Raw genomic sequence first — 26,975 nt, 5'->3', positions numbered from 1 at the left:
GATCCCCGATGCGCTTGATAAACCTAGGTTCGATGCACGAGAGCGCGAAGGCTCTCAAGTTACCTTTAAGACAGCCAAGCCAAATACCCGTAGGTGGGCTCTTGGTTCGTTCTTGGGCGCAATCATGTCAGGTGAGATCGGTTTGCGACAGTCGTCTCACACGATCGGCCTCTTCTGGTGACAGTTCCGTTTCTGGGGTTCGGTTCCGCAACCTTGAGACCAAGAGGCCGGCGCCTGCGACGACCACCACGAACGGGCCGCCCCAGAGCGCCAGGTTCATCCAGTTGAACTCCGGCGTCAGCAGCACGAACTCGCCGTAGCGGTCGGTGAGGTATTTCTTGATCTCGGCGTCGCTCTTGCCGGCGGCCACCTGTTCGCGGATCACCTTGCGCAGGTCGGCGGCCAGGTCGGCCTCGCTGTCGTCGATGGATTCGTTCTGGCAGACCAGGCAGCGGACGCCCTGGAAGATGTGACGCGCGCGGGCCTCCTGGGCCGGGTTCGGCAGGCGGTCGGCCGGATCGGAGGCCGCGGCGATGCAAAGGACGCCGGCCAGGGCGGCGGCCAGCGCTCCCAGCCTTCGCCGGGCGAGCGTCACGCCGGCTGCTCCTGGCCGGTCGGATCGGCGGTCGGATCGGCGGCGGACTTGGCGTCCGGCTTGTCGGCCTGCGGCTGGCGGCGGCGCGCCACGCCCAGGCGCATCCGGCGGTCGGAGAGCGAGGTGATCCCGCCCAGCGCCATCAGCACCGGGCCGACGAAGATCAGGGTCGCCCAGGGATTCCAATAGGCGCGGATCAGCCAGACCGGCGTGCCCGGCCCCCCTTGGGGCCCGATGGCGGTCCGCCGCTCGCCCAGCACCATGTAGAGGTGCGAGGCGCCGCGGTAGCAGAGCGCGATGCCGCTGATCGTCTGGCCGCCGGCCGGATAGAAGCGCCGATCAGGCTCGCCGGTGCAGACGTCCTTGCCATCCTTGGTGACGCGGATCAGGGCGCGTTCGGCGTCATAGTTGGGCCCCTCGCGCGGCCCCACATGCTCGAGCGTCAGGTGGTAGCCGGCCACGTCGAGCGAGCCGCCGATCGGCAGGGCCTGCGCCGCCTCGCCCTTCCAGCCGAGCTCGAAGCAGGCCCCGAGGACGAAGACGCCCAGGCCCAGGTGCGCGAGCGTCATGCCCCAGGCGCCACGTGGCAGGCGGACGAACCGGCGCCAGCTCTCCGCGGCCGGAACGCGGAAGGCCTGGGTGCGCTCGACGACCTCGGCGACGACGCCGGCCACCAGCCAGGCGCCGATCGCCACGCCCGTCGCGCCCAGCGCCTTCTTGGGGTCTTCCAGGGCGAAGGCCGCGATCCCGGCCAGCAGGGCCAGCAGCGCCGCCCACCACAGCCGCTGCAGCACGCCGCGCAGGTCGCCGCGCTTCCAGGCCAGCAGCGGCCCAGCCGGCAGCACGATGGCCAGCACCGCCATCATCGGGGCGAAGGCGATGTTGAAGAAGCCGGGCCCGACCGAGATGGCCGCGCCGGTCAGGGCCTCGCGCAGCAGCGGATAGAGGGTGCCCAGGGCCACCGCCGTGGTCGCCGCCGCCAGCAGGATGTTGTTGAGCACCAGGGCGCTCTCGCGGCTGACCGGGGCGAACATGCCGCCGCGCGTCAGCTTCGGCGCGCGCCAGGCGAACAGCGCGAAGGCCGAGCCCGCTGTCAGGCCCAGGATGATCAGCAGCAGCACGCCGCGCCTGGGATCGACGGCGAAGGCGTGGACGGATGTCAGCACGCCCGAGCGCACCAGGAAGGCGCCCAGCATGGAGAAGGTGAAGGCGCCGATGGCCAGGAACAGGCTCCAGCCGGCCAGCGCGCCGCGCTTCTCGGTGACGATGGAGGAATGCAGCAGGGCCGTGGCCATCAGCCAGGGCATGAAGGAGGCGTTCTCCACCGGGTCCCAGAACCACCAGCCGCCCCAGCCGAGCTCGTAGTAGGCCCAGAAGGAGCCCAGCGTGATGCCGACGGTAAGCAGGCTCCAGGCGGCCAGGGCCCAGGGCCTGACCCAGCGGGCCCAGGCGGCGTCCACCCGGCCCTCGATCAGGGCGGCGACGGCCAGCGAGAAGACCACGCTCATGCCCACATAGCCCGAGTAGAGGAACGGCGGGTGGAAGGCCAAGGCCGGGTCTTGCAGCAGGGGATTGAGGGAATTGCCCTCCACCGGCGGGGTCGCCAGCCGCGTCAGCGGGTTGGAGGCGAAGACGGTGTAGGCCAGGAACACGGTCCCCAGCGCGCCCTGGGTGGCGACCATCAGGGCCTTGAGGCCGCGCGGCAGGCCGCGCCCGAGGATCGCGGCGGCGGCGCCATAGCCGGTCAGGATCAGGCACCAGAGCAGGATCGAGCCCTCGTGGCTGCCCCAGGTCCCGGCCACCTTGTAGAGCAGCGGCTTTTCGGTGTGGGAGTTGGCGGCGACGTTGGCCACCGAGAAGTCGGAGGTGACGAAGGCGTGGATCAGGCAGCCGAAGGCGACGGCCACGCCCACGAAGGCGGCGAGCGCCGCGGCTTCGCCGGCCGCCGCCAGGGTCGCCGAGCGGCGCACCCGCGCATAGGCCGACAGCCCGAGCTGGGCGGCGGCGAAGCAGAGCGCCAGGATGAGCGCGAAGGATCCGAACTCGGCGATCATGTGGCGGGCTGGGCTTTCGCGTAGTCGGGCGTCGAGCCGTCGCCGCGCCACTCGCCCTGGGCCTTCAGCGCCTTCTCGAGGTCCGGCGGCATGTACTTCTCGTCGTGCTTGGCCAGCACCTGCTTGGCCTCGAACACCCCGTCGCGGCGGAAAGCGCCGACGGCGACGATGCCCTGGCCCTCGCGGAACAGGTCCGGCAGGTCGCCCTGGAAGCTGACCTTGTCCTGGGCGATGCGGTCGGCGACCACGAAGTCCACGCGCCCGTCGGAGTGTTTCACCACGCTGCCCATGCGCACCAGGCCGCCCAGCTGCACCGAGCGGCCGGCCGGCGGGTGCGCCGCGGCGGCCTGGGACGGCGTGTAGAAGAACGAGATGGAATCGCGCAGGCCCCACAGGGTCAGGCCGACCGCCAGCGCCAGCACCGGGGCGATGGCCGCGACCAGGGTCAGCCGGCGGCGCGCCTTGGGCGATTTGGGAAGCCAGCCGCTCATTTCATCTTTTCCGTCGCCGCCGCCTGGGTGAGCTGATCCAGCACATCCGGCTTGCCGGCGTATTTCGCCCGCGCGGTCTTGAGCGTTTCATCGCGCTTGGCCTCGTCGCCGAGCACGGCGTAGGCGCGCACCAGCCGCACCCAGCCTTCGGGATCGTCGGGGTTGGCCTTCAGCTTGGCGGCGAGGCCCTCGACCATGCCGCGCACGGCGGTGAGCTGGTCGGCGGACAGGCCCTGCGGCGGCGCGCCGGCGGCGGCCGGCGGCGGGGCGGTCCCCTCGGCCTGGGCGATGGCGGCGCCCAGGTCGCCGCGGCGCGGATCGGTCGCCGGCATGTCGGCCAGCAGCGCCTTCCATTCGGCGATGCCCTGGGCCTTGTCGCCCACCTTGATCTTGTAGCGGGCCAGGTTGAAGCGCGCCGCGACGCTGGAAGGATTGAGCCGCAGGGTCTGGCGGAAAGCGTCCACCGCGTCGTCGCTCACCTCGCCGCCCGCGATCATCACGTCGGCCTCGCCCAGCATTTCCCACAGGTCGGCGCGGTCGGGCGCGACGCGCACGGCGTGCTTCAGGGCGCGCACGGCGGCCGCCGGGTTGTTCGAGGCGCCCTGCGCCAAGGCCAGGAAGCGGAAGCCTTCGGGATCGTTGGGCCGCTCCTTGGTGAGCTGGGAGAGGACGGCGGCCATCTGCGGCGGGTCCAGGCTGCGCGGATCGCTGGCGCGCCACTTGGCGAGGCGGCCGGCGAACGGCTGGTCCGGAAAGCCTGGCGCGCCGACCTTCACATAGAGCACCAAGGCGAGGATCGAGGCCGCGAGCGCCACCAGCAGGATGGGCAGGCGATGGGCCTCGGTGGACCAGGCTTCCCCTGGCGCATCGGCGGCGGCCAGCAGGCGGCGGCCGGCTTCGGCCTCGGCGCTCCGGCGTTCGTCGGCGCCGATCAGGCCGCGGGCCGCGAGGTCGCCGATCTCGGAGAGCTGGCGGCGGTAGAAGACCTGCGTGGTGTCGGCGGGTTCGGCCTCGGCCGCCCGCGCGGCGCGCAGCATCATCAGGATGGCGGCCGCCGCCGAAAGCAGGCCGGCGGCGACCCAGAACACGATCATGCGGCCGGTCTAGCGGAAAGCGTACCGCTGCGCGAGTGCGTCATGGAGCCGGGGGGCCGGCTCGCGCGTGATCGCCGGATCAGGCGTCGAGCACCACCGCCTCGCCGGGGTGCGGCGGCTCCTGGCTGGCGCAGGTGCTGGCCGCGCGGCGGCGCACCAGTTCGGTGGCCTTTTCGTCGCGCACCAGGCCGATCAGGTCGGCGGCCACGTACAGATGGTCGCGCGCCAGCATGAGGTCGGGCACGTCGCCGGTGCGGGCGTGGTCGAGCACCTCTTCCACATAGCCCTCGATGGCGGCGGCCAGCTTCTCGGTGATCTTGGCGTGGGCGGCGGAGAAGCCGCCGTAGTTGGCGCAGAGCCGCACCTCGTGGGCGAAGTGCAGGGCGGTGAGCGCGCGGCCCACGTCGCGGGGGCTGGGCGCCGCGTCCAGCTTCGGGCCCGAACTGCGTCGGCGGCCGAAGCCGCTGGATTCCATCGGCAGGGCCGCGGCGACCAGCTTCTCGGCTTCCTTCAGCCGGCCCTCGACCAAGCTGGCCAGGGACAGCTTCTGCTCGTGCAGGCGCTTACCCCAGCCGTGGTCGCGCGACAGCTCGATCCAGGTCTCGACCTCGAAGGTCTGCTGGGTGACCAGCTCGGCCAACCGGCCGGTGGCGCGGCCGGTCTCGGGGCCGCCGTCCAGGTCCATCCTGCCGATCGCCTTCAGCGAGCCGTCGATGGCGTCCAGCACGCGCTCGGGGAAGCCGCTGAGTTCGGAGTCCGCCAGATAGCGCTCGTTGGGCTTGTCCATGACCGCCGAGATGATCCGCAGCACCAGCCAGGGCGGGTCGAGCTGGCCGGCCAGCATCTCGAAGAACAGCGGGCCGGCGTCGGGCGAGATGGCCACCGAGTCCTTGTAGGCCAGGCGCGCGGCGGCCCCGACCTCGCCGCCGGAATGGGTGGTCCAGTCGTGCAGCCGTGGAATGGCGCGGCGAACGATGGGGGCGATGTCGAGGCCGGCCGCGAAGGCGGCGGCGCCCCCGGGGCGCGCGGCGTCGCACAGTTCGGCGGCGGCGCGGAACTCGCGCTGCTCGCTGTCGTCCAGGGCCGCGCGCGCGGTGGCGACCACGGCGTTGTAGGCGGCGCCGGGATCGGCGGGGCGGTGGCCCTGTTCGGCGGCCTCGGCGGCGGCGGCCGCGGCCTGGGCGCGGACGGCGGCCTGGATCTGGGCTGGAGCGGAGGCTTTCACGCCGCGCCAGATGAGCGCCAGGGCCTGGGCCGGGAAGGTGACGCCCGCCGCGGACTTGCCGTCGCCGACGCAGAGCGGCGCGATGGGCGCGAAGATGGCGTTTCGCAGGGCGCGGTCCTGGGCCTCGGCCTCGACCAGCTGGCGCACGCTGGCCAGCACGGTGTCGCCGGTCGCCTCCTGCAGAGCCGCACGCAGACCGCCAACGATCTTGTCCGGAGCCGACTGCACCAGGGTCCGGACGATCTCAATCTTTCGGTCGGACAGGGCGACCATGCGACACTCCGCCGCGGAACACCGTTCCGCCAGTCAGGAAGGGTGCGCCCGCACGAGTTAAGGTTGTGCGAAGGTTGAGGAATTTCAGGCTTCGGCGCGCGGCAGATCGGCCTCCAGCCGCAGGCCGCCGAGGGTGGAATCGCCCAGGCTCAACGATCCGCCGTAGGCCCGCGCCAGCTCATCGACGATGGACAGGCCGAGGCCCGATCCAGGCGCGCTCTCGTCCAGCCGCGCGCCGCGCTTCAGCACCTCCTCGCGGCGGTCGGACGGCAGGCCGGGGCCATCGTCCTCGACCGTCAGGCCGAAGCGCTCCGGGCCGGTCTCGGCGGCGCGCACCCGCACCCGGCTTTTGCCGAACTTGCAGGCGTTCTCGATGGCGTTGCCGGCGATCTCCATCAGGTCCTGCCGCTCACCCAGGAAGAACAGCTCTTCGTCGGCGTCCCAGTCGATCGCCACGCCCTTGTCGCGGAAAATGCGACCCAGGGTCCGCAACAGCTCGTCCAGCACCTCGGCCACCGAGGTGCGCTCGCCCTGGCCGGAGGTGCGCGCGGCGGCGCGGGCCCGGCGCAGGTGGTGGTCGACCTGCTTCTGCATGGCGTCGGCTTGGCGGGTGACAACCTCGGCCAGCGGCCCGGGGCGTTGCTCGGCCTCGGCGGCCATCACCGAGATCGGGGTCTTCAGCGCATGCGCCAGGTTGCCGACGTGGGTGCGCTGGCGCTCCACGACCTGCTGGTTGTGCGCCACCAGGGCGTTCAGTTCCTGGGCCAGGGGCTTCAGCTCGCTGGGGTAGGTCTCGGCCAGCCGCTGGGCCTTGCCGCGCCGCACGGCCGCCACCTCGTTGCGCAGGTCGTAGAGCGGGCGAAGGCCCAGGCGCACCTGGGCGACGATCGCCACCACCAGCCCGGCCGCCAGCAGGGCGAACAGGCCCGAAGTCGCCACCACGAAGGTGCGCACGTCGCGGTTGACGGCGCTGAGGTCTTCGGCGGCTAGGAAGATCACCGGTGTCTTGCGGCCCGGATAGATGATCTGCTGGGCACGGCCGCGCAGCGGCTCGTCCTGCGGCCCCACCGAGGTGAAGGCGACCTGACGGCCGGGGCGAGCCTTCAGCTGCGCCTCCAGGCCCGGCGGGACCTGCAGCACCGAATCGAACAGGGAGTGCGAGCGCTGGTCGTTGACCGGAACGATGCGCCCGTCGGCGGTCGGCTCGGCCAGCTCCCAGTAGCGGCCGGAGTAGACCAGGGTCGCCTTCTCGTCGGTGAGCGGCGAGGCGAAGACGCCGCCCTCGTCGACCGTGGAATAGGTGACGAGGTTCTTGATCAGGTCGGCCAGGGTCCCGTCGACCTGGCGCACCGCGGTGCGTTCGAACAGGAAGCCCAGGCCCATGGCGGTGATGATCAGGGTCGCCAGGCTCCAGCTGAGCGCCAGCAGCACCAGCCGCCGCGAAAGCGACGGATTGCGCGATCGCAGGCCCTCCCGAAAAAACCTGGGCGCCCTCACCCCCGCCGGCCCGTCAGGAGGCCTTGGCCGCGCCCTCGCCGTCCCGCTCCTCGTCCGGACAGGTCAGGCGATAGCCGAGGCCCCGGGCGGTCTCGATGCGGTCGGAGCCGATCTTCTTGCGCACCCGGCCGATGAACACCTCGATGGTGTTGGAGTCGCGGTCGAAGTCCTGGTCGTAGAGGTGCTCGACCAGCTCGGTGCGGCTGATCACCCGGCCCTGATGCATCATCATGTAGTGCAGCAGGCGGTACTCCAGCGAGGTCAGCCGCAGGGGCTCGCCGTTGACGCTGGCCCGCGCCGCCCGGGGATCCAGCCGCAGGCCGCCGCAGGACAGGTTGGGCGCGGCGTGGCCGGCCGAGCGGCGCAGCAGGGCGCGCAGGCGGGCCAGGAGCTCTTCGGTGTGGAAGGGCTTGGTCAGGTAGTCGTCGGCCCCGGCGTCGAAGCCCGCCACCTTCTCGCTCCAGGCGCCGCGGGCGGTGAGGATCAGCACGGGCGTGGCCATGTTCTCGCGCCGCCAGCGCTCCAGCACCGAGACCCCGTCCACCTTGGGCAGGCCGAGGTCCAGGATGATGGCGTCATAGGGCTCGGTCTCGCCCAGGAACTGGGCTTCCTCGCCGTCCGGGGCGTGGTCGACCGCATAGCCGGCGTCGGCCAGCGCCAGCTTGAGCTGACGGCTGAGGTCCGGGTCGTCTTCGACCAGCAGGATACGCATCGGGAGGTCCCTCCTAAGAACCCACCACCTGGCCGGTCTGGGCGTCCACGGTGAACACCTTGATCCGACCGTCGGGGAGCTGCCACTGCACGAGATAGACGGCGCGCCCGCCGGCTTCCCCCATGGTCGTGTTGAGCTGTCTGCCTTTGTAACGCTCGGCCAGCATCTTCAGAACGCGCGGAAGCGGCGCGCGGCGCGGCTGGTGCGCCCCGTCGGCGTGGGCCGGAAGGGCGAGGCCGGCCAGGGGCGCGACCCCCAGGACGAGACCCAGGGCGAGAGCGGCGAAGGGATGCTGGCGCGTCATGGGACCTACCCTAGAAACCCGGGACTGAACCCAGCCTGAACGCAGAGCTTATGGGGCGGTGCGGGCGCGCTGTCACGCCGCGGTTCAGCGCTCCGATCAACCGCGCCGTTTCGCGGCGTAGGGCCGCTCCTTCCTCCAGCTTTCCGCCAGGGCCTCGAGCTGCGGGTCGGGGGTGTCCGGCAGGGCCACCACCAGGCGCGCGAACAGGTCGCCGCGATGGCCGCGCGCATCGGTGAGGCCGCGGCCTTTCAGGCGCAGGCGGGTGCCGGTGTTGGCGCCCTTGGGGATGGTGAGCGTCACCGGGCCGTCAGGGGTCGGCGCCTCGGTCTTGCCGCCCAGCACCGCGTCGTAGACCGTCACCGGCACGTCCATCACCAGGGCCTCGCCCTCGCGCCGGTAGATCGGGTGCGGGGCGATGGAGAGCTCGATGAAGGCGTCGCCGGGCCCGGCGCGGCCGGGCGAGCCCTGGCCTTTCAGCCGCAGCGTCTGGCCGTCCTGCGCGCCCTTGGGGATGGTGATGTCGATGGTGCGCCCGTCGGAAAAGGCCACGCGCTTCTTGCCGCCCTTGATCGCCTCCTCGAGGTCGATGGCCAGCGGCGCGCGCACGTCGGAGCCGCGCTGGGAGAAGCCGCCGAAACCGCCGCCCTGACCGCCGCCGTGGCCGCCGCCGCGCCCGCCCCGGCCGCCGCCGAACATCTCGCCAAGGATGTCGCCCAGGTCGACGCCCTCGAAGCTCTGGCCGTGGCCGCCGTACTGGCCGCCGCCCGGCGCCGGGCCCCAGGGGCCGGCCTGCCCGCGCCCGCCGAAGCCGCCCGCGAACCCGCCGAAGGTCTCGCGCCCGTCGGCGTCGATGGCGCCGGCGTCGAACTTCTTCTTCTTTTCCGCGTCGCCCAGGATGTCGAAGGCGCCGGACACCTGCTTGAAGCGCTCCTCGGCGGCCTTGTTGTTCGGGTTGGTGTCGGGGTGGTTGGCCTTGGCGAGCTTGCGGAACGCCTTGCGGATCTCGTCCGCGTTCGCCGAACGCGGGACGCCCAGGACCTGATACGGGTCGCTCGCCAACTTCGAAATGCCCTTTGGAGTGGTGGTGTCTCTCTAAGCGTAGATTGTTCGCTTCGGGTCCAGGCGCAAGAGTTCTTGTGGCAGAAATACCACAGCCCTAGCCCCGCCCCCGCTCTGCGATCAGGTCCGGCGCGGCGAAGTCCAGGGCGTCCTCCGGTTCGGCCAGGGCGTTCTCGCTGATCGTCTGGCCGCGCACCGAGACGCCGGCGCGGTGGACGCTTTCCGGGTCGCCGCTGACCAGCGGGTGCCAGGCGGCCAGGTCGCGGCCCTCGTGCAGGCGGCGATAGGCGCAGGACTTCGGCATCCAGGCCAATTTCTCGATGTTGCCGGGCGTCAACTTCACGCAATCGGGCACATAGCGCTGGCGGTTGGCGTAGTCGGTGCAGACGCAGGCGGCCGCGTCGAACAGCTTGCAATGGACGCGGGTGGGGGTGACCTCGCCGGTCTCCTCCTCCTCGAAGCGCACCAGGCAGCAGAGGCCGCAGCCGTCGCAGAGGCTTTCCCACTCCGCCACGGTCATCTCGGTCAGGCGCTTGCGCCGCCAGAAGGGTTCGCCGGCCATGCGCGATGCTCTAGGCTCCCTGGAAGGCGGGGTCGAGCGGAGCTGGGAAAATGGCCAAGGTCGCGGCGTGGATCGGGGGCGTGCTGGCGTTGGGGCTGCTGGCCGCGGGCGCGGCCGCCCAGCCGCCGCCGGGGGCGAAGTTCGAGCCGCTGGTCTTGCCGAACACCACGGTGAAAGTGAGCCCGCACGTCTGGGTGATCCCCGACCGCTCGACGCCGCTGGTGCCCAACATCGGCATCATCGTGGGGTCGAGGGCGGCCCTGGTGGTCGACACCGGGCTTGGCGAGCGTAACGGGGCGGTGGCGCTGGCCGAGGCGCGGAAGGCGGCGCCGGGCCGCGCGCTCTATCTGATGAGCACCCATGTGCATCCCGAACACGACCTGGGCGCCGGCGCGTTTCCGCCTGAAACCAAGATGATCCGGTCCCAGGCCGAGGTGGCGGAGATCGCCGAGACCGGGCTTTCCATGGCCCAGCGCTTCTCGCAGATGTCGCCGCTGAACGCCGAGCTCTTGAAGGGCGCGACCTTCCGCAAGGCCGACATCGTCTTCGACAAGGCCTACGACCTGGACCTGGGCGGGGTTTCGGTGCGGCTCATCGCGGTGGGGCCGAACCATACGGCGGGCGACACCGTGGCCTGGGTTCCCGCCGACAAGGTGCTGTTCGCCGGCGACGTGGCGATGAAGGGCCAGCCGGCCTTCGCCAGCCCGCATTCCAGCCTGGCGCACTGGCTGGGGGCGCTGGACACGCTGGAGGCGCTGAAGCCCGCCATCGTCGTGCCGAGCCATGGCCCGGTGGGCGGGCCGGCGTTCATCGGCGGCTACCGGACCTATCTCACCGCCATCCGCGACCGCGCCCGGGCGCTGAAGGCCGCCGGCAAGAGCCAGGAAGAGACCGTGGCGGCGGTCAGCGCCGAGCTGAAAGACCGCTATCCCGACACCGGCCGAATGGCCGGCGCCATCCGCGCCGCCTACGCCGAGGCGAACTAGGAGACCCCGGATGACCCCGCTCTACGACATCGCCTACTTCTTCGGCGGCGCCTTTGCGATCAACGCCGTGCCGCACCTGGTGGCGGGCCTGCAGGGCAGGCCCATGCAGTCGCCGTTCGCCAAGCCGCCCGGCCAAGGCCTTTCGACGGCGCGCACCAACGCCATCTGGGGCGCGGCGAACCTGGCGGCGGCCTGGCTGCTGCTGGCGCAGGTGGGCGCCTTCGACATCCGCTCGCCGGAACATTTCGCCTGCGCCTTCGCGGGCGGCTTCCTGCTGGCCTTCGCCCTGGCGCAGCACTTCGGCCGCTTCAATGGCGGGAACAGCCCGCCGAAGAGCGAGGCTCCCTAAGCCGCCCCGCGCGCGCCTTACCGCGAGTTCACTGGACTTCGCCCCGGCCAGGCTTGAGGCTTGGCGGATGAAAACCAGCCGAGAGCGCCCGGGCATGCGCAACGCCATCTTCCTGGTCACCGCGGTCGCCGCGTTCACCTCCGCCGCGACGATCGTCCGCGCCGGCATCCAGCCCGACGGCCCGCCGCTGCGCGCGCCGGCGAAGCTCGATTGCCCAGCCGAGTCGAGCGATCTCACCCGCACCGCGCAATCCCCCGACGGCGCCTGGTGCGACTACGCCGGCCAGCGCGGGGAAACCGTGCGGTTGCGGCTGATGCCCCTGAACGGCCAGACGCCGTCGCAGGCGCTGGCGCCGACCCGGGCTGTGCTGCACGCCCTGGCGCCGGTCTACCGGCACGCCATGCCAGTCAGCTATTCCGACCAGTCAGGCGACAGCGCCGACGTCGATGTGCCGTTCGTCCACGTTCACAAGGACGGCGACCGGTCCGATGTGCGGCTGTTCGGCATCTTCCATATCGTCGGCCACGATCACGACAACGCCGCCGCCGGCGGCGGCCACGACCACGCCTCGGTGCATGCCGGCATGCACGGCGCCGAGGTGGTCGCCGACAAGATCGGACGCTCCAACGCCTCCCTGGTCTATGTGCTGGCCGGGACCCATCGCTACGCCTCGGGCTACCGAACCGTCGGCTATGTCGCCAAGGGCCCGGTGAGCGGCCCGCTGGTCGTGGCCGAGTTCCGCAGCCCGGTGGACAGCCACCGGGACAACGACGACGGCCACCTCGATCTCGACCGCCTGATCGACCGCCAACTGGATCGCTAGAGCCTCCGGGACCGCCGGACCTTGCGCTTGCCGCCGGGGCCTATATGTCCCGGCCCCGATGCGCGCACCGATCCTCGCCCTGAAGGACGTCCGCCTGGCGGACGGGCCGCTGATGCTGTTCGACGGCGTCGACCTGGCGCTGGATGCGCGGGTGCGCGCCTGCCTGGTCGGGCGCAACGGGGCGGGCAAGTCGACCCTGCTGCGCATCCTGGCCGGCGAAATCGCGCCGGACGACGGCGAGCGCAACGCCGCGGTCGGCACGCGGATCGCCTTCGTGCCGCAGGAGCCGCGGATCGAGGGCGCGACCCTGCTGGACCACGCCATCGCCGGCGGGGCGCAGGCGCACCGGGCGGAGGCGGCGCTGAGCGACTTCGGCCTGGATCCCGCCAAGTCCACTGAGGGGCTTTCCGGCGGCGAGGTGCGGCGCGCCGCGCTCGCCCGGGCCTTCGCCGAGGACGCCGATGTCCTGCTGCTGGACGAGCCCACCAACCACCTGGACATCCTGGCCATCGAGACGCTGGAGGCGGAGCTTTCGGCGTCGAAGGCCGCGGCCCTGATCGTCAGCCACGACCGCGCCTTCCTGGAGCGGGTGACCCGGCGCTGCTTCTGGCTGGAGTACCGGCAGGTGAAGCGCCTGGACGAGGGCTTTTCCGCCTTCGACGCCTGGGAAGAGAAGATCGTCGCCGCCGAGGCCGAGGAGGCGCGGCGCCTGGAGCGCTTCATCGAGCGCGAGCAGCACTGGATGGCGCGCGGCGTCACCGCGCGCCGCGCCCGCAACGAGGGTCGCCGCCGGCGACTGGAATCCCTGCGCCAGGAGCGCCGCGACCGGCTGAAGGACACCCGCGCCGAACTCAACATGGGCATCGCCTCCTCCGGCGTGTCGGGCAAGCGGGCGGTCGACGCCAAGGGACTGTCCAAGGCGTTCGGCGAGCGCGTGCTGCTGAAGAACTTCTCCACCCGCATCCTGCGCGGCGACCGGGTCGCCGTGGTCGGGCCGAACGGGGCGGGCAAGACCACGCTGGTCAAGATCCTGCTGGGCGAGATCGCGCCGGACGCCGGCGAGGTGACCCTGGGGACCAACCTGCAGGTCAACTACATCGACCAGGCGCGCGGCGCGCTCAGCCCCGAGTTCACCCTGCGCGACGTGCTCACGCCCAAGGGCGGCGACCAGGTGATGGTGCGCGGCGTGGCCAAGCACGTGAACGCCTACGCCAAGGACTTCCTGTTCACCGAGGCCCAGCTGCGCCAGCCGGTGAAGAGCCTGTCGGGCGGAGAGCGCAACCGCCTGCTGCTGGCCCGCGCGCTGGCCCGGCCGGCCAACGTCATGGTGCTGGACGAGCCCACCAACGACCTCGACATGGACACGCTCGACCTGCTCGAGGACCTGCTGGCCGACTATGAGGGCACGCTGATCCTGGTCAGCCACGACCGCGACTTCATCGACCGCCTCGCCACCTCGACCATCGGCCTGGACGGGACCGGCCGGGCGGTGGAGACCCCGGGCGGCTGGCAGGACTTCGTGGGCCAGAACCCCGGCTTCTTCGCCCCGCCGCGGATCGCGACGCCCGCGGCCGCCAAAGCGCCGGCCCAACGCGTGGAGCCCCGCGCCCCGATCCCGGCAAAGGCCGGCAAGCTCAGCTACAAGGACCAGCGCCGGCTTTCCGAACTGGAGGCCTTGATCGAGGGCGCGCCGGCCCGTATCAGCGCGCTCGAAGCCGGGCTCGCCGACCCCGGCCTCTACGCCCGCGACCCGGCCGCCTTCCGCCGCCTCTCGGACGAGCTGGAAACCGTCCGTACACAGCTCAGCGCCGCCGAGGCGGAATGGCTGGACCTGGAGGCGCTGAGAGAGGCTCTCGAGGCCGGCCGCTAGCCCAGGCCACGGATTCTGTGGATAGAACCAAGCTTTGAAAAGACTTAGAGAATCCGGAAGAAACCCCAGGTTATCCACCGTCTATCCACAGCCTATCACCCGCTGAATCACACCTCCGGCGAATCGGGCGCTTGCCGGATTTTCGGATCGGGCGCACCGTTCAATTGCCGACAGGGACTGCGGCGCGGGCGGACGGAGAGGCCGGAAACGGCGGACCCCAAGCCAAGCGAACAGGAGGTTCCTTCAAGCGAGGACCGGGGCAACCCGGAACGGACTTCCAGGGACACCGGCTGCGACGGAAAACCAGCGGGCTTGCCCGTGAACCGAAGGCGCAATCGACCTGGGGGCACAGATCCCCCAACGGATCTGGATGAGAGGGCGACGCCCCGGGAAACCGGAGCGCCGCCCTCTTGCTATGCGCTCCGCTCATCCCGGGATGAGCGGCTTTGGGTTCAGGTCCAGCTTCCCAGCTATCGCGCATCGCCCTAGTTTCGCCCCCCACAAGCTGGGGGTCGCCATGAAGGCATCGCATTCATTCGCCGTCGCGCTGCTGGCGCTCACCGCCGCCTGCTCGCCGGCCAAGAAGGACGAGGCGGCCAAGCCCGTCCAGACCACCATCCGCTTCGCCACCGACTGGAAGGCCGAGGCCGAACAGGGCGGCTTCTACGAGGCTCTGGCCGAGGGCGAATACGCCAAGCGCGGCCTGGACGTGAAGATCGTCCAGGGCGGCCCGGGCGTGAACGTGCCGCAGCTGCTGGGCGCCGGCGCTGTGGACATGGGCGTGGGCTCCAACGCCTTCATCGTCCTGAACATGGTCCGCGAGGGCGTGCCGGTGAAGGCGGTGGCCGCCGAGTTCCAGAAGGACCCGCAGGTGCTGCTGGCCCACGCCGGCGCTGGCGTCAGCAAGCTCGCCGACCTGAAGGGCCATCCGATCCTGCTGGGCGACGCCTCGGTGACCGGCATCTGGGTGTGGCTGAAGGCGAAGTTCGGGTTCACCGACGACCAGGTGCGCAAATACACCTCCAACAACGGCCCGTTCCTGGCCGACAAGCGCGCCGCCCAGCAGGGCTATGTCACCAGCGAGCCCTACACCATCGAGAAACAGGCCCACGAGAAGCCACTGGTCTTCCTGCTGGCCGACGAGGGTTACCCCGGCTACGCCAACATGATCCTCGCGCCCGACGCCCTGATCGCCAAGAATCCGGCGGCGGTGAAGGCCTTCGTCGAGGCCACGGCCAAGGGGTGGAGCGACTATCTGAACGGCGACCCGAAGCCGGCCGACGCCCTGATCCTGAAGGACAATCCGGATATGACCCAGGACGTCCTCGACCAGGCGCGGGCCAAGATGAAGTCCTACGGCATCGTCGAGGGGGCGGAGACCAGGGCGGCCGGGATCGGCGTGATGACCGACGCCCGCTGGCGGACCTTCTTCGACATGGCCTCAGGCCAGGGCCTCTATCCGAAGACCCTGGACTACAAGAAGGGCTACACCCTGCAGTTCCTGAGCGCCCCGGCCGCGAAATGACAAGGCTTCGGGCTCCAAAAACCGCTCCCGATTTCGGGAGAGGGGGGGAGCAAGGGTGAGCATCGCCGCCCTCCGCGACGTCGAGGTCGACTATCCGCGCGGGCTGGCGCTGGGGCCGTTCGCCCTGGCGCTGGCGGCGGGCGAGATCGTGGCCCTGGTGGGCCCGTCGGGCTGCGGCAAGTCCACGGCGATGCGGCTGCTGGCCGGGCTGGAGGCGCCGACCCGCGGCGCGGTGGAGCGCACGCCCGGGCGCGGCGAGACGGCGGTGGTCTTCCAGGCCCCGACGCTGGCGCCCTGGCGCACGGCGCGGGGCAACGCCGCCCTGCCGCTGGAGCTGGCCGGGACCGCGCGCGGCGAGGCGCTCGGCCGGGCCGACGCGGCGCTGGCCCGGGTGGGGCTGAAGGGCGCCGAGGCCGCGCGGCCCGCCCAGCTTTCCGGCGGCATGGCCATGCGCGTGGCGCTGGCCCGCGCCCTGGTCACCGAGCCCAAGCTGCTGCTGCTCGACGAGCCCATCGCCGCCCTGGACGAGATCACGCGGCGCGCGCTCGCCGACGACGTTCTGGCGCTGTGGGCCGAGACCCGGCCGGCCATCGTCTTCGTGACCCACAATGTGGAGGAGGCCGTCTACATGGCCTCGCGCGTGGTGGTGATGAGCAAGGGGCCCGGCCGCATCGCCGGCGAGGTCGGGGTCACGGGCGCCCTGCCCCGACCGGAGGGCTTCCGCACCACCGGGGCGTTCCGCGCCCAGGTGGAGGCGGTCTCGGCCCTGCTGGCGAAAGGGATGGCGGGATGAGCCGGCTCGCGCAGATCCTGGCGCCCCTGGTGCTGGCCGCGATCATCCTCGCGGCGTGGGAGGCCGCTTGCCGGGCCTTCGCCATCCCGATCTATTTCCTCGCGCCGCCATCGGCCATCGCCGCGAGCCTGGTCACCGACGGGCCCGCCTTGCTGCGCGCCACCGGCTATACCTTCCTCGAAGCCCTGGAGGCCCTGGTGATCGCCAGCGTGCTGGCCCAGGCCCTGGCTCTCGGGGTGGCGCTCAGCGATCTCCTGGAACGGGCGGTGAAGCCGCTGGCCGTGGTGCTGCAGGTGACGCCGGTGGTGGCCATCGCGCCGCTGGTCAACATCTGGGCCGGCACGGACCACCCGCAACGCGCCGTCGTCGGCCTGGCGGCGCTCGTCGCCTTTTTCCCCATCTATTCCGGCGCGGTCACCGGCCTGAAGGCGGTGGACCCCGACCTGGCGCGGCTCTTCGACCTCTACAGCGCCAACCGCTGGCAGCGGCTCACCAAGCTGCGACTGCCGTCGGCCGTTCCCTTCCTGCTGGAGGGCCACAAAGTCGCCGCGGGCCTGGCGATCGTCGGCGCCGTGGTGGCGGAGTTCGTCTCCGGCTCGGGCAAGGTCCAGGGGCTCGCCTGGCAGATCCTGAACGCTGGCAATCGCCTGCAGACCGCCAAGATGTTCTCGGCCCTGATCGTGCTGGGCCTGCTTGGCGCGGCGCTGCACGCCGTGCTGGAGGCATTGGAGCGCGCCAGCCTGCGCTGGTGGCGCGGCCGCTAGCTCTGCGGCTTGGCCCCGGCCGCGACCGGCGTCAGCTCATAGCGGATCGGCAGGTTGATGTGGGCGCCGACCACCGGCTCGCCCTGCGCGCCCCACGGCTGCATGCGGAACTTCGGCGCCAGCGCCAGGGCGCCAGCGCCATAGCCCTGCCCGGCCGGGTCTTCCTGGTTGATCTTGCAGGCGTCCAGGCCGCCGTCGGCGTCGACCGTGCAGCCCAGCACCACGCGCACATGGTTCACGCCGTTCTGGGTCTGGGGGAAGGTCGCCTTCAGGTCCTCGACCTCGGGCATCTGGGCCCAGTTGGGCTGGGTCACGGTGGCCGCGCCGCTGAGGATCGAGGGGTCGAAGCTGAAGGGGATATAGACGTCCTGGCCGTACATGCCCGACTGCTCGACCTTCAGCTTGGCGGCCAGCTTCTTGGCGGCGGCGCCGAAGCCGTAGTTGCCGGTCTCGTGCAGCACCGCGCAGTCGCGCGGGCGGTCGTCATGGCCGATGGAGCAGGTGAGCTCGGCCGTGCCCTTGACCCCTTCGGCCTTGGCGCGGGCCGGATAGGCGGCGGCGACGTCGGCCACGGTGGGCGCCTCGGCCCATGCCGGCTGGGCCTTCACATAGGTGACGGAGGCGGCCGATCCCGCGAGGGCGCCGCCAAGGACGAAGCCGAGGACGAGGGTCGAGGTCGTCACGCGCATGGCTGGTCTCCCATTCGGGGCCGATCCTGCACGCGAGGCGGGATTTTGGAAAGCGTCAGGCCGAGGTGTGCCCACCTGATGGCCCAAGCGGCCATCAGGAATCTTTGCCGATTCAGAGCACGATTCAGCGGTCAGGCGTTTCCGCCTGACCCCATCGTGCTCTGGGGGTCGGCCCGGCGCGCAGGCGCTCCAGCGCCTCGCTGGCCATGACGCTCAGCGAGCGCAGGCCGTGGTCGGCGAAGACGTCGAGGGCGGCGTCCAGCGCCATCACCGCCGCCGCCCGCTCGCCGCGGTCCTTGCCGGTGATGTCGGCGCGGGCCTCATAGAGCCGGGCGAGGTGCAGCTGGACCAGGGCCCAGGCCACCGGGTCGCGGCGCGGCTGCAGGGCGCAGAGCTCGGTCTTCAGCGCCGCCTCGGCGGTGTCGAGCACGGCGAGGTCGCCGGTGAGTTCGGCCGAGCGCGCCAGGCACATGGCCCGCTCGCCGGCGGCCAGGCCGCGCAGCGGGGTCGCCGGCGCCGCCTTCAGCACCAGGTTGGCGCGGTCGTAGCAGGTGACGGCCTGTTCGTAGGCGCGTTCGTCGGCGCTGGCCGCGCCCAGGCACTGCAGGGCCTGGGCGAGCGCGATCTGGGTGCGCGCCCAGTCGAGCGGGCTGTGGTCGCGGGTCAGGTGGTCGAGCGCGCCGGCCAGCGTCGTGGCGCCGGCGGCCACGGCGTCCACATCCCCCGAGGCCTCGCCCCACAGCGCCAGGCCCTGGCCGCGCAGAATCTCGGCGCGGGCCCAGGTCAGCGGCTCATAGGCGATGTCCAGGCGGTCGGCGGCGGACTTGGCGTCGTCGATGGCGGCCTTCAGCAGGGTGATGTCCCGCAGCCGCGCGCCCCAGCCGCACAGCACGTCGGCGCGGATCAGCCGGGCCTCGGCGGCCAGCGGGCGGATCGAAGGCGAGCGGCGGATGAGCGCGTCGAGCGCGGCGACCGGGGCGTTGAAGCGAGCGGCGGCGGCCCAGGCGGCCTCGGCGTCGCCGGTGGCGTAGGCCTCGCGCGCGGCGACCAGGGCCAGGCCCAGGTCGGCCAGGGCGGCGGTGAGCCCGCCGCGGGCGGCGGCGCGGGCTTCGCGGAAGGTGGCGCCGGCCGCGGCGTCCAGGCCGGGATCGCCGAACAGCTCGGCGCCCAGCAAGCCCGCGAAGGCCTGCTCGCAGCGGGCCCGGGCCCAGGCGTCGGGGCGGCGGTGCGGATCGAGGGCGGCGGCGGCGGTTTCGGCGGCGCAGGCGGCCTTGCGCAGCGCCACCGCGTCGCCCGAGCGACGGGCGACCTCGCGCCAGACGATGGCGCAGTCCAGCCGCTTCTGGGGCCGGTCCTGGGCGCCGATACGCCCGGCGGCGATGTCGGCGGCCTTGGCTTCCTGCTGCAGCAGGTTGAGATCGAGAAGCTCGAGGAGGGCGGCGTCGCCGCCGGTCAGGCCGTCGGTGTGCGGCCGCAACCGCTCGCCGGAGAACAGCCGCATGAACTCCCGCCCCAACTCGAACATACCGGCGCTCCCGCTTGACCCTGATGGCTTCGGGTCGAACCGACCGAAGCCTGAATCAGGGTCAAAACCCTTAGTTCTGGAGCACAATTCAGCGGTCAGGCGACCCGCCTGACCCCATCGTGCTCCTGGCCTTCGTCCCGGAACGAGACGCGAGCCCAGTCTTCTGACGGATAAGAGCAAAGCCGGAGCCGGGATCGTAAACAAGTGGTTAATTTCACGACTATGGTTAACAGTGTCTTACGGACACAGTAATCCGCTCGGGACTCGCCGGTTCCCCCGAGAAATCGTAAACACGATTAACCGTTGAAGAGCGCCGCCTGCTCTTCCGGCGACAGGATCCGCCAGTCGCCGGGCGCCAGGTCGGCGGGCAGGGCCAGTCCGCCGATCCGCTCACGGTGAAGCGCGCTGACGTGATTGCCAACGGCGGCGAACATCCGGCGCACCTGGTGATAGCGGCCCTCGGTGATGATCAGGCGCGCCTGCCGCGGGCCGAGCAGCTCCAGCGTGGCGGGCGCCAGGGGCTCGCTCTCGCCCTCCAGCAGCAGGGCGCCGGCGGCGAACACCGCGCCCTCGCCGCCGGTCAGCGGCCGCTCCAGCGTGGCGACATAGGCCTTCGCCACATGGCTCTTCGGCGAGATCACCCGGTGCAGGAAGTCCCCGTCGTCGGTGATCAGCAGCAGGCCGGAGGTCTCCTTGTCGAGGCGGCCGATGGTGGAAAGCCCGGGCTCGCGGGCGCGCCAGCGGTGCGGCAGGAGTTCGTAGACCGACCGGCCCGCCTCGCGGTGCGAGCAGACCACGCCTAGCGGCTTGTGCATCAGGATGGAGAGCGGCGCGGGCGGGTCGAGCGGCTGGCCGGCGACGGTCATGCGCTGCGGCAGGTCCGGTGTGACGGGTGCGCGCGCGCCGGCGTCCTTCAGGACTTTGCCGTCGAGGACCACCTGGCCCTTGCGCACCAGGTCGGCCACCTCGCGGCGCGAGCCGTAGCCCAGGTTGGCCAGCAGGCGGTCGAGGCGGGCGAGCGGAGCCTTCGGGGGCGCCTTCACTTGCGCGCCTCATAGATCTTGTAGCCGCCGCCCTCGGCCCGCAGCGTCACGGCCTTGAAGGCGGCCCCCAGCGGCGCCTCGTAGGGCAGGTGGCGGTTGGCGACCAGCCAGCAGGCCCCGCCCTTCCTCAGCATCGTCGCCGCCGTGGCGATGAAGGCCTGGCCCAGCGCCCGGTCCTCGGCGCCGCCGTCGTGGAACGGCGGGTTCATCACCACGAAGTCGAGGTCGGCGACCCCTTCCAGCGGCGTGCGAAGGTCCGCCCAGGCGACACTGGCCCGCGGCTCGTCGAGGTTGTGGCGGGCGCACTCCACCGCACGGCGGTCGATGTCGGCGCAGGACAGGGCTGTCACGGCAGGTGACCGCAGGACCGCCTGGGCCAGCAGGCCGATCCCGCAACCCAGGTCCGCGCCGCGCCCGGCGAGCGGCGGCAGGGCCTCGATGAGCCGCAAGCTGCCCGGATCGGCCCGGTCCCAGCTGAACACGCCCGGCTGCGACCACAGGCCGATCGAGGATACGATCCGCGGCGCGCCGGCGGCGATGGCGGCGTCGAGGCTGCTCAGCCCGTCGCCTTTGGTCATGAAGCAGAAGCGATGATGCTTGCGCGCGTCCTCGCCGACCTTCGCCCCGAAGCCCTGCAGCGCCGTCTTCAGCCGCGAGCCGCCCTTGTCCTTGGGCGCGAAGGCGGTGAGCGTCCCGCCGGGCTTCAGCGCCCGAAGCGCCTGGGCCAGCACATAGTCGCGCTCCAACGTCCCCGGCGGCGCCAGCACGGTGGCGCTGTCGGCCGAGCCGTCCGCGACCTCGGCGAGGTCAGCCGACCCCGGGACCAGCGGCGAGCACTGAAGGGCGTCAGCCGGGACCTCGACCAGCCCTGGCGCGGGCGTCCCATAGAGCAGGTCCGCCACGGGCGCCTAGGCCCGTTCCTTGGAGCGCGTGAAGGCGACCTTCGGATAGCGCTCGGCCACATAGCCGGTCTCCCAGGCGGTCTTGGCCAGGAACACCGGCTGGTCGTCGATGTCGGTGGCCATCTGCGGCCGGTGCTTGGCCTGGAAGTCCTCCAGGTCGGCCTTGTCGCCGGCGATCCAGCGCGCCTCGGCATAGGGACTGGGCTCGAAGATCACCTCGAGCTGGTATTCGTTGGCCAGGCGGTCGGCCATCACCTCGAACTGCAACTGGCCCACCGCGCCCACGATGAAGTCGGCGCCGATCATCGGGCGGAACAGCTGGGTCACGCCCTCCTCGGCCAAGCCCTCCAGCGCCTTCTTCAGGTGCTTGGCCTTCAAGGGGTCCTTCACGCGGACCCGCTGCAGGATTTCCGGGGCGAAGTTGGGCAGGCCCGCGAAGCGCAGGGTCCCGCTCTCCGACAGGCTGTCGCCGACCCTTAAGACGCCGTGGTTCGGGATGCCGATCACGTCGCCGGCGAAGGCCTGCTCGGCCAGCTCGCGGTCGGAGGCGAAGAACATGATCGGCGCGTTCACGCTGAGCTGGCGGCCGGTGTTCTGCACCTTCAGCTTCATGCCCCGCTCGAACGCGCCGGAGGTGAGCTTCAGGAAGGCGATGCGGTCGCGATGGTTGGGGTCCATGTTCGCCTGGATCTTGAAGATGAAGCCCGAGACCTCGCGGTCGCCCGGGGCGACGTGGGTTGGCTCCCCGCCCTTCACCACCGCCACCGGCTTCGGCGCCGGCGCATAGGCGCCCAGGCCCGCCAGCAGCTCGTCGACGCCGAAGTGGCGCAGCGCCGAGCCGAAGAACACCGGGGTCATGTGGCCTTCCAGGAACGACTGCACGTCGAAGGCCTTCAGCCCGCCCTGCGCCAGCTCGGCGTTGTCGGAAAGCTCCTCCTGCTCGTCGGGATCGAGGTAGCTGACGATGGCGTTGCCGCGGAAGGCGAGGTGCGGGGGGTGGCCCTCGTCGTCACCGGCCCCGCCGGTGCGCTTGGCGAAGGGGATGAACTGGTCGGCGCGCAGGTCCAGCATGCCCTTGAACCGCCCGCCTGAGCCGGCCGGCCAGTAGAGCGGCGAGGGGTCCAGCGCCAGCTTCGAGGCGATCTCGTCCAGGAGTTCGAACGGGTCCTGCGCCTCGCGGTCCATCTTGTTGATGAAGGTGACGATCGGGATGTCGCGCAGGCGGCAGACCTCGAACAGCTTCAGCGTCTGCGGCTCGATGCCCTTGGCCGCGTCCAGAACCATCACCGCGGCGTCGGCGGCGGTGAGCGTGCGGTAGGTGTCTTCCGAGAAGTCCTCGTGGCCGGGGGTGTCCAAGAGGTTGAACATCAGCCCGTCGTGGTCGAACGTCATGACGCTGGCCGAGACGGAAATGCCGCGCTCGCGCTCGATCTTCATCCAGTCCGACCGCGTGCGCCGGTTCTCGCCGCGCGCCCGCACCTGGCCGGCCGCCCGGATGGCGCCCCCGGCCAGCAGCAGGTTCTCGGTCAGCGTCGTCTTGCCGGCGTCGGGATGGGAGATGATCGCGAAGGTCCGCCGCCGGGCGGCCTCCGCGGCGGGAGAGGTCGTCATTTGCGGCGTTTAGCAACCTAAGCCCCATTGACGCAAGGAAAAATAAGGATTATTTGCGAGTTTGATTGCAAGAGTTCGCACATGACGAGACTTGTTCGCCGTCGCACGCTTCCGGATGGGCGCATCGAGGTGTTTACGCCGATGCGCAACGCGGACGGCTATTACATCCTGGCCGACCGCGCCGTCGATCCCCAGCACAACAAGGCCGCCAACCAGTTCTTCGTACGTGATCTCGACGCGGTGATCGCGCGCATCCGGCGGGGCGGCGTGAGCCTGCGCATGCTGGGCGACATCACCCGGCAACCGAACCTTATCAGCGCCCGCGAGATCGAGATTGAGGAGGAAACGGCGCAGGCCGGTGTCGCCGAGGATGACGATCCTTTCGCCACCTTCACCGAATGGGCCAGCGCCGCCGATGACGCGGCCTACAAAGACCTTTGAGTTTCGCGACCTTCGACATCGTCGTCGTGCCATTCCCCTACAGCGACCGGCTGGCGGAGAAGCGGCGTCCAGCGCTGGTGGTGTCTGCGCCGGCGCTTGAGGATTCGTTGCTTAGAATATGGGTCGCGATGATCACGTCGGATCGCGGTCAGCATTTGCCCGGAGATGTCCAGGTCTCCGACCTCGCGACGGCGGGCCTGCCGGCTGCGTCCCTGGTGCGAGCCAGCAAGATCGCGACCATCGAAACTGATCGAGTGCTGCGCCGGGCTGGCCGTCTCTCGTCGGCTGACGTCACCGCAGCTACCGCTGCCTTGCGTAGCTTCGCCGGTTTCTGAGATCAGCCGAGTTCTCCGATCAGCCGTCCGGGCGCCGCCTCGGCGCGCAGTTGGGCGAGCGTGCATTGCGTGGGCGCCTTGTCGGGGCGGAAGCGCAGCAGCCGGGTCCCGTGGCGGAAGCGGTCGCCGGTCACCTGGTCGTAGCGCACCTCGACCACCAGCTTGGGCTTCAGCGGCGTCCATTGGCCGGACCGTTCGGTGCTCCAGCGGCTGGGCCCGCCGGGCGCGTCGCCCGTGAAGCCCGCCCCGCCCGCCAGCTTCCTCAATCGCCTGGTCAGCGCCGGGCGTTCCTCGTCGGTGATCGTCGAGGTGAAACCCACGTGGTCCAGCCGTCCGCCCTCGTCGTAGAGGCCGAGCAGCAGGGAGCCCACCTCGTCGCTGTCGTGCTCGTAGCGGAAGCCGCCCACCACGCAGTCGGCGGTGCGCAGGCGTTTGACCTTCAGCATGGCGCGCTCGCCGGACTCGTAGGCGCCGTCCAGCCGTTTGGCGACCACGCCGTCCAGGGCCGCGCCGGTCTGGGCCAGCCACCCGCGCGCCTGAGCGAGGTCGTCGGTCCCCGGCGACAGGCGGACGCGCTCGGGCGACTTGAAGCGGCGATAGAGCGCCTCCAGCGCCTTGCGCCGCTTCACCAGCGGGGCCTCGGCCAGGGAGCCGCCCCTGGCGTCCACCAGGCAGTCGAACAGCACCAGGGTGGCCGGTTGGGCGGCCGCGAGCTTGGCGACGCGGCTGGCGGCCGGGTGCAGCCGCATCTGCAGGGCCGCGAAGGAAAGCTCGCCGTCCACCGCGATGGTCAGTTCGCCGTCCACCACGAAGGTCGAAACCGGCAGGGCCTTCAGCGCCTCGACCATGTCGGGGAAGTAGCGGCCCAGCGGCTTGCCGGACTTGGCGCGCAGGTCCACCTCGCCGCCAGCCCGGAAAGCCAGGCAGCGGAAGCTGTCCCACTTAGGCTCGAAGCGCCAGCCGGGCTCGGCGGGCAGGTCGTCGGCCAGCCTGGCCTCCATGGGCGCGAAGCCCGGACGGATCGGCAGGTCGGCGAGGCTCGGCATGCTGAGCGGAATGTCCGCGCCGCCGCCGCGTTCCGCGCCTAGCTGGCCGGCAGGTTCAACTGCCAGGAGACCCCGAAGCGGTCGTCCACCCAGGCGAAGCGCAGGGAGAAGCCATAGTTGTCCAGCGCCATGTGAACCTTGCCGCCGTCCGACAGCCCCGCGTACAGCCGCTCGATCTCCAGCTCGTCGGCGCAGTCGACGAAGAACGACACCGAGGGCGTGAAGCTGAAGGCGTGGACCGGCGGGCTGTCGATGATCATCAGCGCCTGGCCGGCGATCGCCAGCACCGCGCGGCTGACCTGGCCCTCAGGCCCCGGTTCGCCCGGGCCATAGTGGTCCAGCCGCTTCAGCTCGGCGTCCGGGAACAGCTCGCGGTAGCGCTTGATCGCCGCCCCGGCCTCGCCCTGGAACATCAGGAACGGCGTGACCTTGTCGACCATGGCTGGAACCTCCGCCTAGGGGTCTGTCGTCGAGGCGCAGTCTAGGCGGGTTGAGACATTGAAAGGCAACAGCGCGGTGACCCGCCAGCCGTCGTCGAAGCGGCGCAGCAGATAGGCGCTGGCCCGGTCCCTGGGCGGCAGCGGCGTCCCGTCGGCCTTCAGGCGCGAAAACCGCAGCACCGCCAGCGCCACCTTGGGCGAGAACAGGCAGGCATGGACCGACTGCAGGTCGGAGTGGTCGTAGCCCTGGGCCTTCAGCCGCACGAACTCGGCGGCGAGGTCGGCCTCGCTCTTGAAGCCCTGGCCCGGATCCAGCCGGTAGATGTGGTCCCAGATCGCGCGCGCGTCCTTGGCGCTCCACAGCCGGGTGTAGTCGGCCATCAAGGTCTCCACGTCCTTGGCGCGCTCGTCGGCGCGGGCGGCGATCGGGGCGACGGCGAGCGCCAGGGTGATAGCGAGCGCTCCGAAAGCATGCCAGGGCTTGGGTTTGTGGATGTCCATGCCGCCCCCCAAAGCGGATCATTCGCAACCCATGCGTACCCGGACTCGGCGAACCTCGCCTAGGCCCGAATGACGGGGTTTGACGGGGCGCGGCGCGGCGGCCACCCTGGCCCCATGCTGGACCACATCTCCCTCAGCGACCCGATGACCTGGGTGGGCGTGCTGGTGGCGTCGTTCGCGATCGCCGGCCTGCGGTTCCTGCTTCGCGGCCGTTCCGCGCCGCCGGCCGATCAGGCAGCGTCCGACGACGAGTCAAAGACTTAGCACCGTCATGGCCGGGCTCGTCCCGGCCACCCATGGGCGCCGATCCGGAAGGCTGTGCGGCGGAGCCGCCTCATCCTGTCAAAACCGGTTCGTATGGATGGCCGGGACAAGCCCGGCCATGACGGCAGGTGAAGGTTCGACCCGTCGCGCAGGCGGCGGCTATCGCGCGGGTGGCGGCGGTGTCGGGGCCGCCGGCTTCGGATAGGTCTTGGCCAGGTAGTCGATCAGGGCCGTCGCCTCGTCGGGCTGCAGGTCGGCGCCCTTGTCCATCATCCGATGGACCGTGAAGTCCCAGTCGTCGTGGTCCTTGCGATGCTCGGCGATGAAGTCGACCCCGTGGCACATGGTGCAGGCGCCGTTCAGGATCGCCACCGGGTCCAGCGGCGGCTGGGCGGCCTGAGGCGGGGACTGAGGCTGAGACGGGGGCTGACCCTGGGACTGGGGCTGAGGCGGCTGGCCTTGCGGCGCCTGGGCGGCCACGGCGATGGTGGCGGCCAGCGCCGCCGCCATCCCCACCGTCAGGACCAGCCGCGGGCGCATGCTCAGGGCTTGGCCAGGGCGTCGTAGATCCAGGCGCGGTTCTTGCGCTGGTATTCCGAAGCGCGCTCGCGGTTCTGGATCATGAACACCATGAAGAGGTCGTTCTTCGGGTCGACCCAGAACTCGGTGCCGGCGATGCCCCACCAGCTGTAGGTTCCGGCGCCCGGGCGGGCCAGCTTGTCGTCGATGACCACCGAGCCGCCCAGGCCGAAGCCCATGCCGGCGCCGGGGAAGAACAGGCCGGCCTGGCGAATGGCCGGCGTCGTCTGGTCCTCGCGCATCCTGGCCACGCTCTCGGCTTTAAGGATGCGCACGCCCCTGTACTCGCCGTTCCCCTGCAGCATCAGCGCGAAGCGCAGATAGTCCTCGGCGGTGGACGAGATGCCGCCGCCGCCGGAGAACAGCACCGGCTTCTTGGCGTAGTCGTAATAGGGATTGCCGATGCCCGGCATGCTGCTCGCGGTCAGCGGCTCGGCGAAGCGGGCCTTGTTGGCGGCCGGCTGCCAGAAGCCGGTGTCGGTCATGCCCAGCGGGCCGGTGACGCGCTCCTTGACCAGCACATCCAGCGTCTTGCCGCCGGCGACCTCGACCACCGCGCCCAGGATGTCGATGGAGCGGCCGTAGTACCAGGCCGTGCCCGGCTCGGTGCGCAGCGGCAGCTT

30 protein-coding genes are annotated in these 26,975 nt (G+C 71.1%); 10 read left to right on the top strand and 20 right to left on the bottom strand.

Translation table 11 applies throughout. The features are described 5' to 3' along the window. Positions 1-127: 127 nt before the first annotated feature. The 10 genes from VGL85_RS03765 to VGL85_RS03720 all read right to left on the bottom strand — a co-directional run bounded on the left by VGL85_RS03765 (position 128) and on the right by VGL85_RS03720 (position 9,866). Positions 128-595, bottom strand: coding sequence for a cytochrome c-type biogenesis protein (locus VGL85_RS03765; protein WP_331586137.1), 468 nt, complete (start codon positions 593-595; stop codon positions 128-130). Beyond that, positions 592-2,649 (bottom strand): heme lyase CcmF/NrfE family subunit, encoded by a 2,058-nt coding sequence (locus VGL85_RS03760; RefSeq protein ID WP_331586135.1) that lies wholly within the window; start codon positions 2,647-2,649, stop codon positions 592-594. Before VGL85_RS03760 ends, VGL85_RS03765 begins: the two co-directional genes overlap by 4 nt. After that, positions 2,646-3,140, bottom strand: coding sequence for a cytochrome c maturation protein CcmE (gene ccmE / locus VGL85_RS03755; protein ID WP_331586132.1), 495 nt, complete (start codon positions 3,138-3,140; stop codon positions 2,646-2,648). Before ccmE ends, VGL85_RS03760 begins: the two co-directional genes overlap by 4 nt. Further along, positions 3,137-4,234 carry a c-type cytochrome biogenesis protein CcmI gene (ccmI, locus tag VGL85_RS03750; RefSeq protein ID WP_331586130.1) on the bottom strand — a complete coding sequence of 366 codons (1,098 nt, stop codon included), beginning with the start codon at positions 4,232-4,234 and terminating at the stop codon, positions 3,137-3,139. The genes ccmE and ccmI overlap by 4 nt, the downstream gene beginning before the upstream one ends. 79 nt (positions 4,235-4,313) lie before the next feature. Then, on the bottom strand, positions 4,314-5,732 hold the full coding sequence (locus tag VGL85_RS03745; protein ID WP_331586128.1) for a hypothetical protein: 1,419 nt from the start codon (positions 5,730-5,732) through the stop codon (positions 4,314-4,316). Positions 5,733-5,816: 84 nt separating this feature from the next. Further along, entirely contained in the window at positions 5,817-7,163 is a 1,347-nt protein-coding gene (locus VGL85_RS03740) for an ATP-binding protein (protein WP_331586126.1), read from the bottom strand. A gap of 79 nt (positions 7,164-7,242) precedes the next feature. Then, entirely contained in the window at positions 7,243-7,941 is a 699-nt protein-coding gene (locus VGL85_RS03735; RefSeq protein WP_331586124.1) for a response regulator transcription factor, read from the bottom strand. A 13-nt stretch (positions 7,942-7,954) separates the two neighbouring features. Beyond that, on the bottom strand, positions 7,955-8,245 hold the full coding sequence (locus VGL85_RS03730; protein ID WP_331586122.1) for a hypothetical protein: 291 nt from the start codon (positions 8,243-8,245) through the stop codon (positions 7,955-7,957). A gap of 96 nt (positions 8,246-8,341) precedes the next feature. Further along, the gene (locus VGL85_RS03725) at positions 8,342-9,304 is read right to left on the bottom strand and encodes a DnaJ C-terminal domain-containing protein (protein ID WP_331586120.1); all 963 of its coding nucleotides are present in this window, start codon (positions 9,302-9,304) and stop codon (positions 8,342-8,344) included. A gap of 97 nt (positions 9,305-9,401) precedes the next feature. Beyond that, the gene (locus tag VGL85_RS03720; protein ID WP_331586118.1) at positions 9,402-9,866 is read right to left on the bottom strand and encodes a YcgN family cysteine cluster protein; all 465 of its coding nucleotides are present in this window, start codon (positions 9,864-9,866) and stop codon (positions 9,402-9,404) included. 50 nt (positions 9,867-9,916) lie between these two features. On the opposite strand from VGL85_RS03720, the gene VGL85_RS03715 reads away from it, so the two are divergent. The 7 genes from VGL85_RS03715 to VGL85_RS03685 all read left to right on the top strand — a co-directional run bounded on the left by VGL85_RS03715 (position 9,917) and on the right by VGL85_RS03685 (position 16,976). Then, positions 9,917-10,852 carry an MBL fold metallo-hydrolase gene (locus VGL85_RS03715; RefSeq protein WP_331586116.1) on the top strand — a complete coding sequence of 312 codons (936 nt, stop codon included), beginning with the start codon at positions 9,917-9,919 and terminating at the stop codon, positions 10,850-10,852. 10 nt (positions 10,853-10,862) lie between these two features. Further along, positions 10,863-11,201: a hypothetical protein gene (locus VGL85_RS03710; RefSeq protein WP_331586114.1), complete on the top strand. Its 339-nt coding sequence runs from the start codon at positions 10,863-10,865 to the stop codon at positions 11,199-11,201. Between the two features lie 67 nt (positions 11,202-11,268). Next, positions 11,269-12,024 carry a hypothetical protein gene (locus VGL85_RS03705; protein ID WP_331586112.1) on the top strand — a complete coding sequence of 252 codons (756 nt, stop codon included), beginning with the start codon at positions 11,269-11,271 and terminating at the stop codon, positions 12,022-12,024. A 58-nt stretch (positions 12,025-12,082) separates the two neighbouring features. Beyond that, positions 12,083-13,894 carry an ABC-F family ATP-binding cassette domain-containing protein gene (locus VGL85_RS03700; protein WP_331586110.1) on the top strand — a complete coding sequence of 604 codons (1,812 nt, stop codon included), beginning with the start codon at positions 12,083-12,085 and terminating at the stop codon, positions 13,892-13,894. A 517-nt stretch (positions 13,895-14,411) separates the two neighbouring features. Next, positions 14,412-15,419 (top strand): ABC transporter substrate-binding protein, encoded by a 1,008-nt coding sequence (locus VGL85_RS03695; RefSeq protein WP_331586108.1) that lies wholly within the window; start codon positions 14,412-14,414, stop codon positions 15,417-15,419. 55 nt (positions 15,420-15,474) lie between these two features. Next, positions 15,475-16,212: an ABC transporter ATP-binding protein gene (locus VGL85_RS03690; RefSeq protein ID WP_331586106.1), complete on the top strand. Its 738-nt coding sequence runs from the start codon at positions 15,475-15,477 to the stop codon at positions 16,210-16,212. Beyond that, positions 16,209-16,976: an ABC transporter permease gene (locus tag VGL85_RS03685; RefSeq protein ID WP_331586104.1), complete on the top strand. Its 768-nt coding sequence runs from the start codon at positions 16,209-16,211 to the stop codon at positions 16,974-16,976. The genes VGL85_RS03690 and VGL85_RS03685 overlap by 4 nt, the downstream gene beginning before the upstream one ends. Here the strand turns inward: VGL85_RS03685 and VGL85_RS03680 are convergent. The 5 genes from VGL85_RS03680 to VGL85_RS03660 all read right to left on the bottom strand — a co-directional run bounded on the left by VGL85_RS03680 (position 16,973) and on the right by VGL85_RS03660 (position 22,746). Then, positions 16,973-17,665 (bottom strand): energy transducer TonB, encoded by a 693-nt coding sequence (locus VGL85_RS03680; RefSeq protein WP_331586102.1) that lies wholly within the window; start codon positions 17,663-17,665, stop codon positions 16,973-16,975. The two genes, VGL85_RS03685 and VGL85_RS03680, sit on opposite strands and share 4 nt — an antisense overlap. Before the next feature lie 124 nt (positions 17,666-17,789). Beyond that, a complete protein-coding gene (locus VGL85_RS03675; protein WP_331586100.1) occupies positions 17,790-19,190 on the bottom strand; it encodes a hypothetical protein in 1,401 nt (466 codons plus the stop codon). Between the two features lie 296 nt (positions 19,191-19,486). Further along, the gene (locus VGL85_RS03670; RefSeq protein ID WP_331586098.1) at positions 19,487-20,233 is read right to left on the bottom strand and encodes a pseudouridine synthase; all 747 of its coding nucleotides are present in this window, start codon (positions 20,231-20,233) and stop codon (positions 19,487-19,489) included. Further along, positions 20,230-21,135, bottom strand: coding sequence for a class I SAM-dependent methyltransferase (locus VGL85_RS03665; protein ID WP_331586096.1), 906 nt, complete (start codon positions 21,133-21,135; stop codon positions 20,230-20,232). The genes VGL85_RS03670 and VGL85_RS03665 overlap by 4 nt, the downstream gene beginning before the upstream one ends. A 6-nt stretch (positions 21,136-21,141) precedes the next feature. Next, the gene (locus VGL85_RS03660; protein WP_331586094.1) at positions 21,142-22,746 is read right to left on the bottom strand and encodes a peptide chain release factor 3; all 1,605 of its coding nucleotides are present in this window, start codon (positions 22,744-22,746) and stop codon (positions 21,142-21,144) included. A gap of 141 nt (positions 22,747-22,887) precedes the next feature. On the opposite strand from VGL85_RS03660, the gene VGL85_RS03655 reads away from it, so the two are divergent. Then, a complete protein-coding gene (locus tag VGL85_RS03655; RefSeq protein WP_331586092.1) occupies positions 22,888-23,187 on the top strand; it encodes a hypothetical protein in 300 nt (99 codons plus the stop codon). Beyond that, the gene (locus VGL85_RS03650) at positions 23,184-23,522 is read left to right on the top strand and encodes a type II toxin-antitoxin system PemK/MazF family toxin (protein WP_331586090.1); all 339 of its coding nucleotides are present in this window, start codon (positions 23,184-23,186) and stop codon (positions 23,520-23,522) included. Before VGL85_RS03655 ends, VGL85_RS03650 begins: the two co-directional genes overlap by 4 nt. A gap of 2 nt (positions 23,523-23,524) precedes the next feature. Here VGL85_RS03650 and VGL85_RS03645 read toward each other — a convergent pair whose 3' ends face one another. The 3 genes from VGL85_RS03645 to VGL85_RS03635 are packed head-to-tail and all read right to left on the bottom strand — an operon-like array spanning position 23,525 to position 25,509. Beyond that, positions 23,525-24,568 carry an ATP-dependent DNA ligase gene (locus VGL85_RS03645; RefSeq protein WP_331586087.1) on the bottom strand — a complete coding sequence of 348 codons (1,044 nt, stop codon included), beginning with the start codon at positions 24,566-24,568 and terminating at the stop codon, positions 23,525-23,527. A 38-nt stretch (positions 24,569-24,606) separates the two neighbouring features. Then, complete coding sequence (locus VGL85_RS03640) at positions 24,607-25,008, bottom strand: VOC family protein (protein WP_331586085.1); 402 nt, start codon at positions 25,006-25,008, stop codon at positions 24,607-24,609. Positions 25,009-25,023: 15 nt separating this feature from the next. Further along, a complete protein-coding gene (locus VGL85_RS03635) occupies positions 25,024-25,509 on the bottom strand; it encodes a hypothetical protein (RefSeq protein ID WP_331586083.1) in 486 nt (161 codons plus the stop codon). A 114-nt stretch (positions 25,510-25,623) separates the two neighbouring features. On the opposite strand from VGL85_RS03635, the gene VGL85_RS03630 reads away from it, so the two are divergent. Further along, complete coding sequence (locus VGL85_RS03630) at positions 25,624-25,773, top strand: hypothetical protein (protein ID WP_331586081.1); 150 nt, start codon at positions 25,624-25,626, stop codon at positions 25,771-25,773. 159 nt (positions 25,774-25,932) lie between these two features. Here the strand turns inward: VGL85_RS03630 and VGL85_RS03625 are convergent, their stop codons facing one another. Continuing rightward, entirely contained in the window at positions 25,933-26,313 is a 381-nt protein-coding gene (locus VGL85_RS03625) for a hypothetical protein (protein WP_331586079.1), read from the bottom strand. 2 nt (positions 26,314-26,315) lie between these two features. Then, positions 26,316-26,975 (bottom strand): serine hydrolase domain-containing protein (locus VGL85_RS03620; protein ID WP_331586077.1); only part of this gene is annotated, 660 nt, incomplete at its 5' end.

Origin of the sequence: Phenylobacterium sp. (genome assembly GCF_036501465.1) — a bacterium.
In the GTDB taxonomy this organism is placed as follows: Bacteria; Pseudomonadota; Alphaproteobacteria; order Caulobacterales; family Caulobacteraceae; genus Phenylobacterium.
The sequence above is the reverse complement of the archived record's forward strand: the minus strand, read 5'-3'. Positions and strand labels throughout refer to the sequence as shown.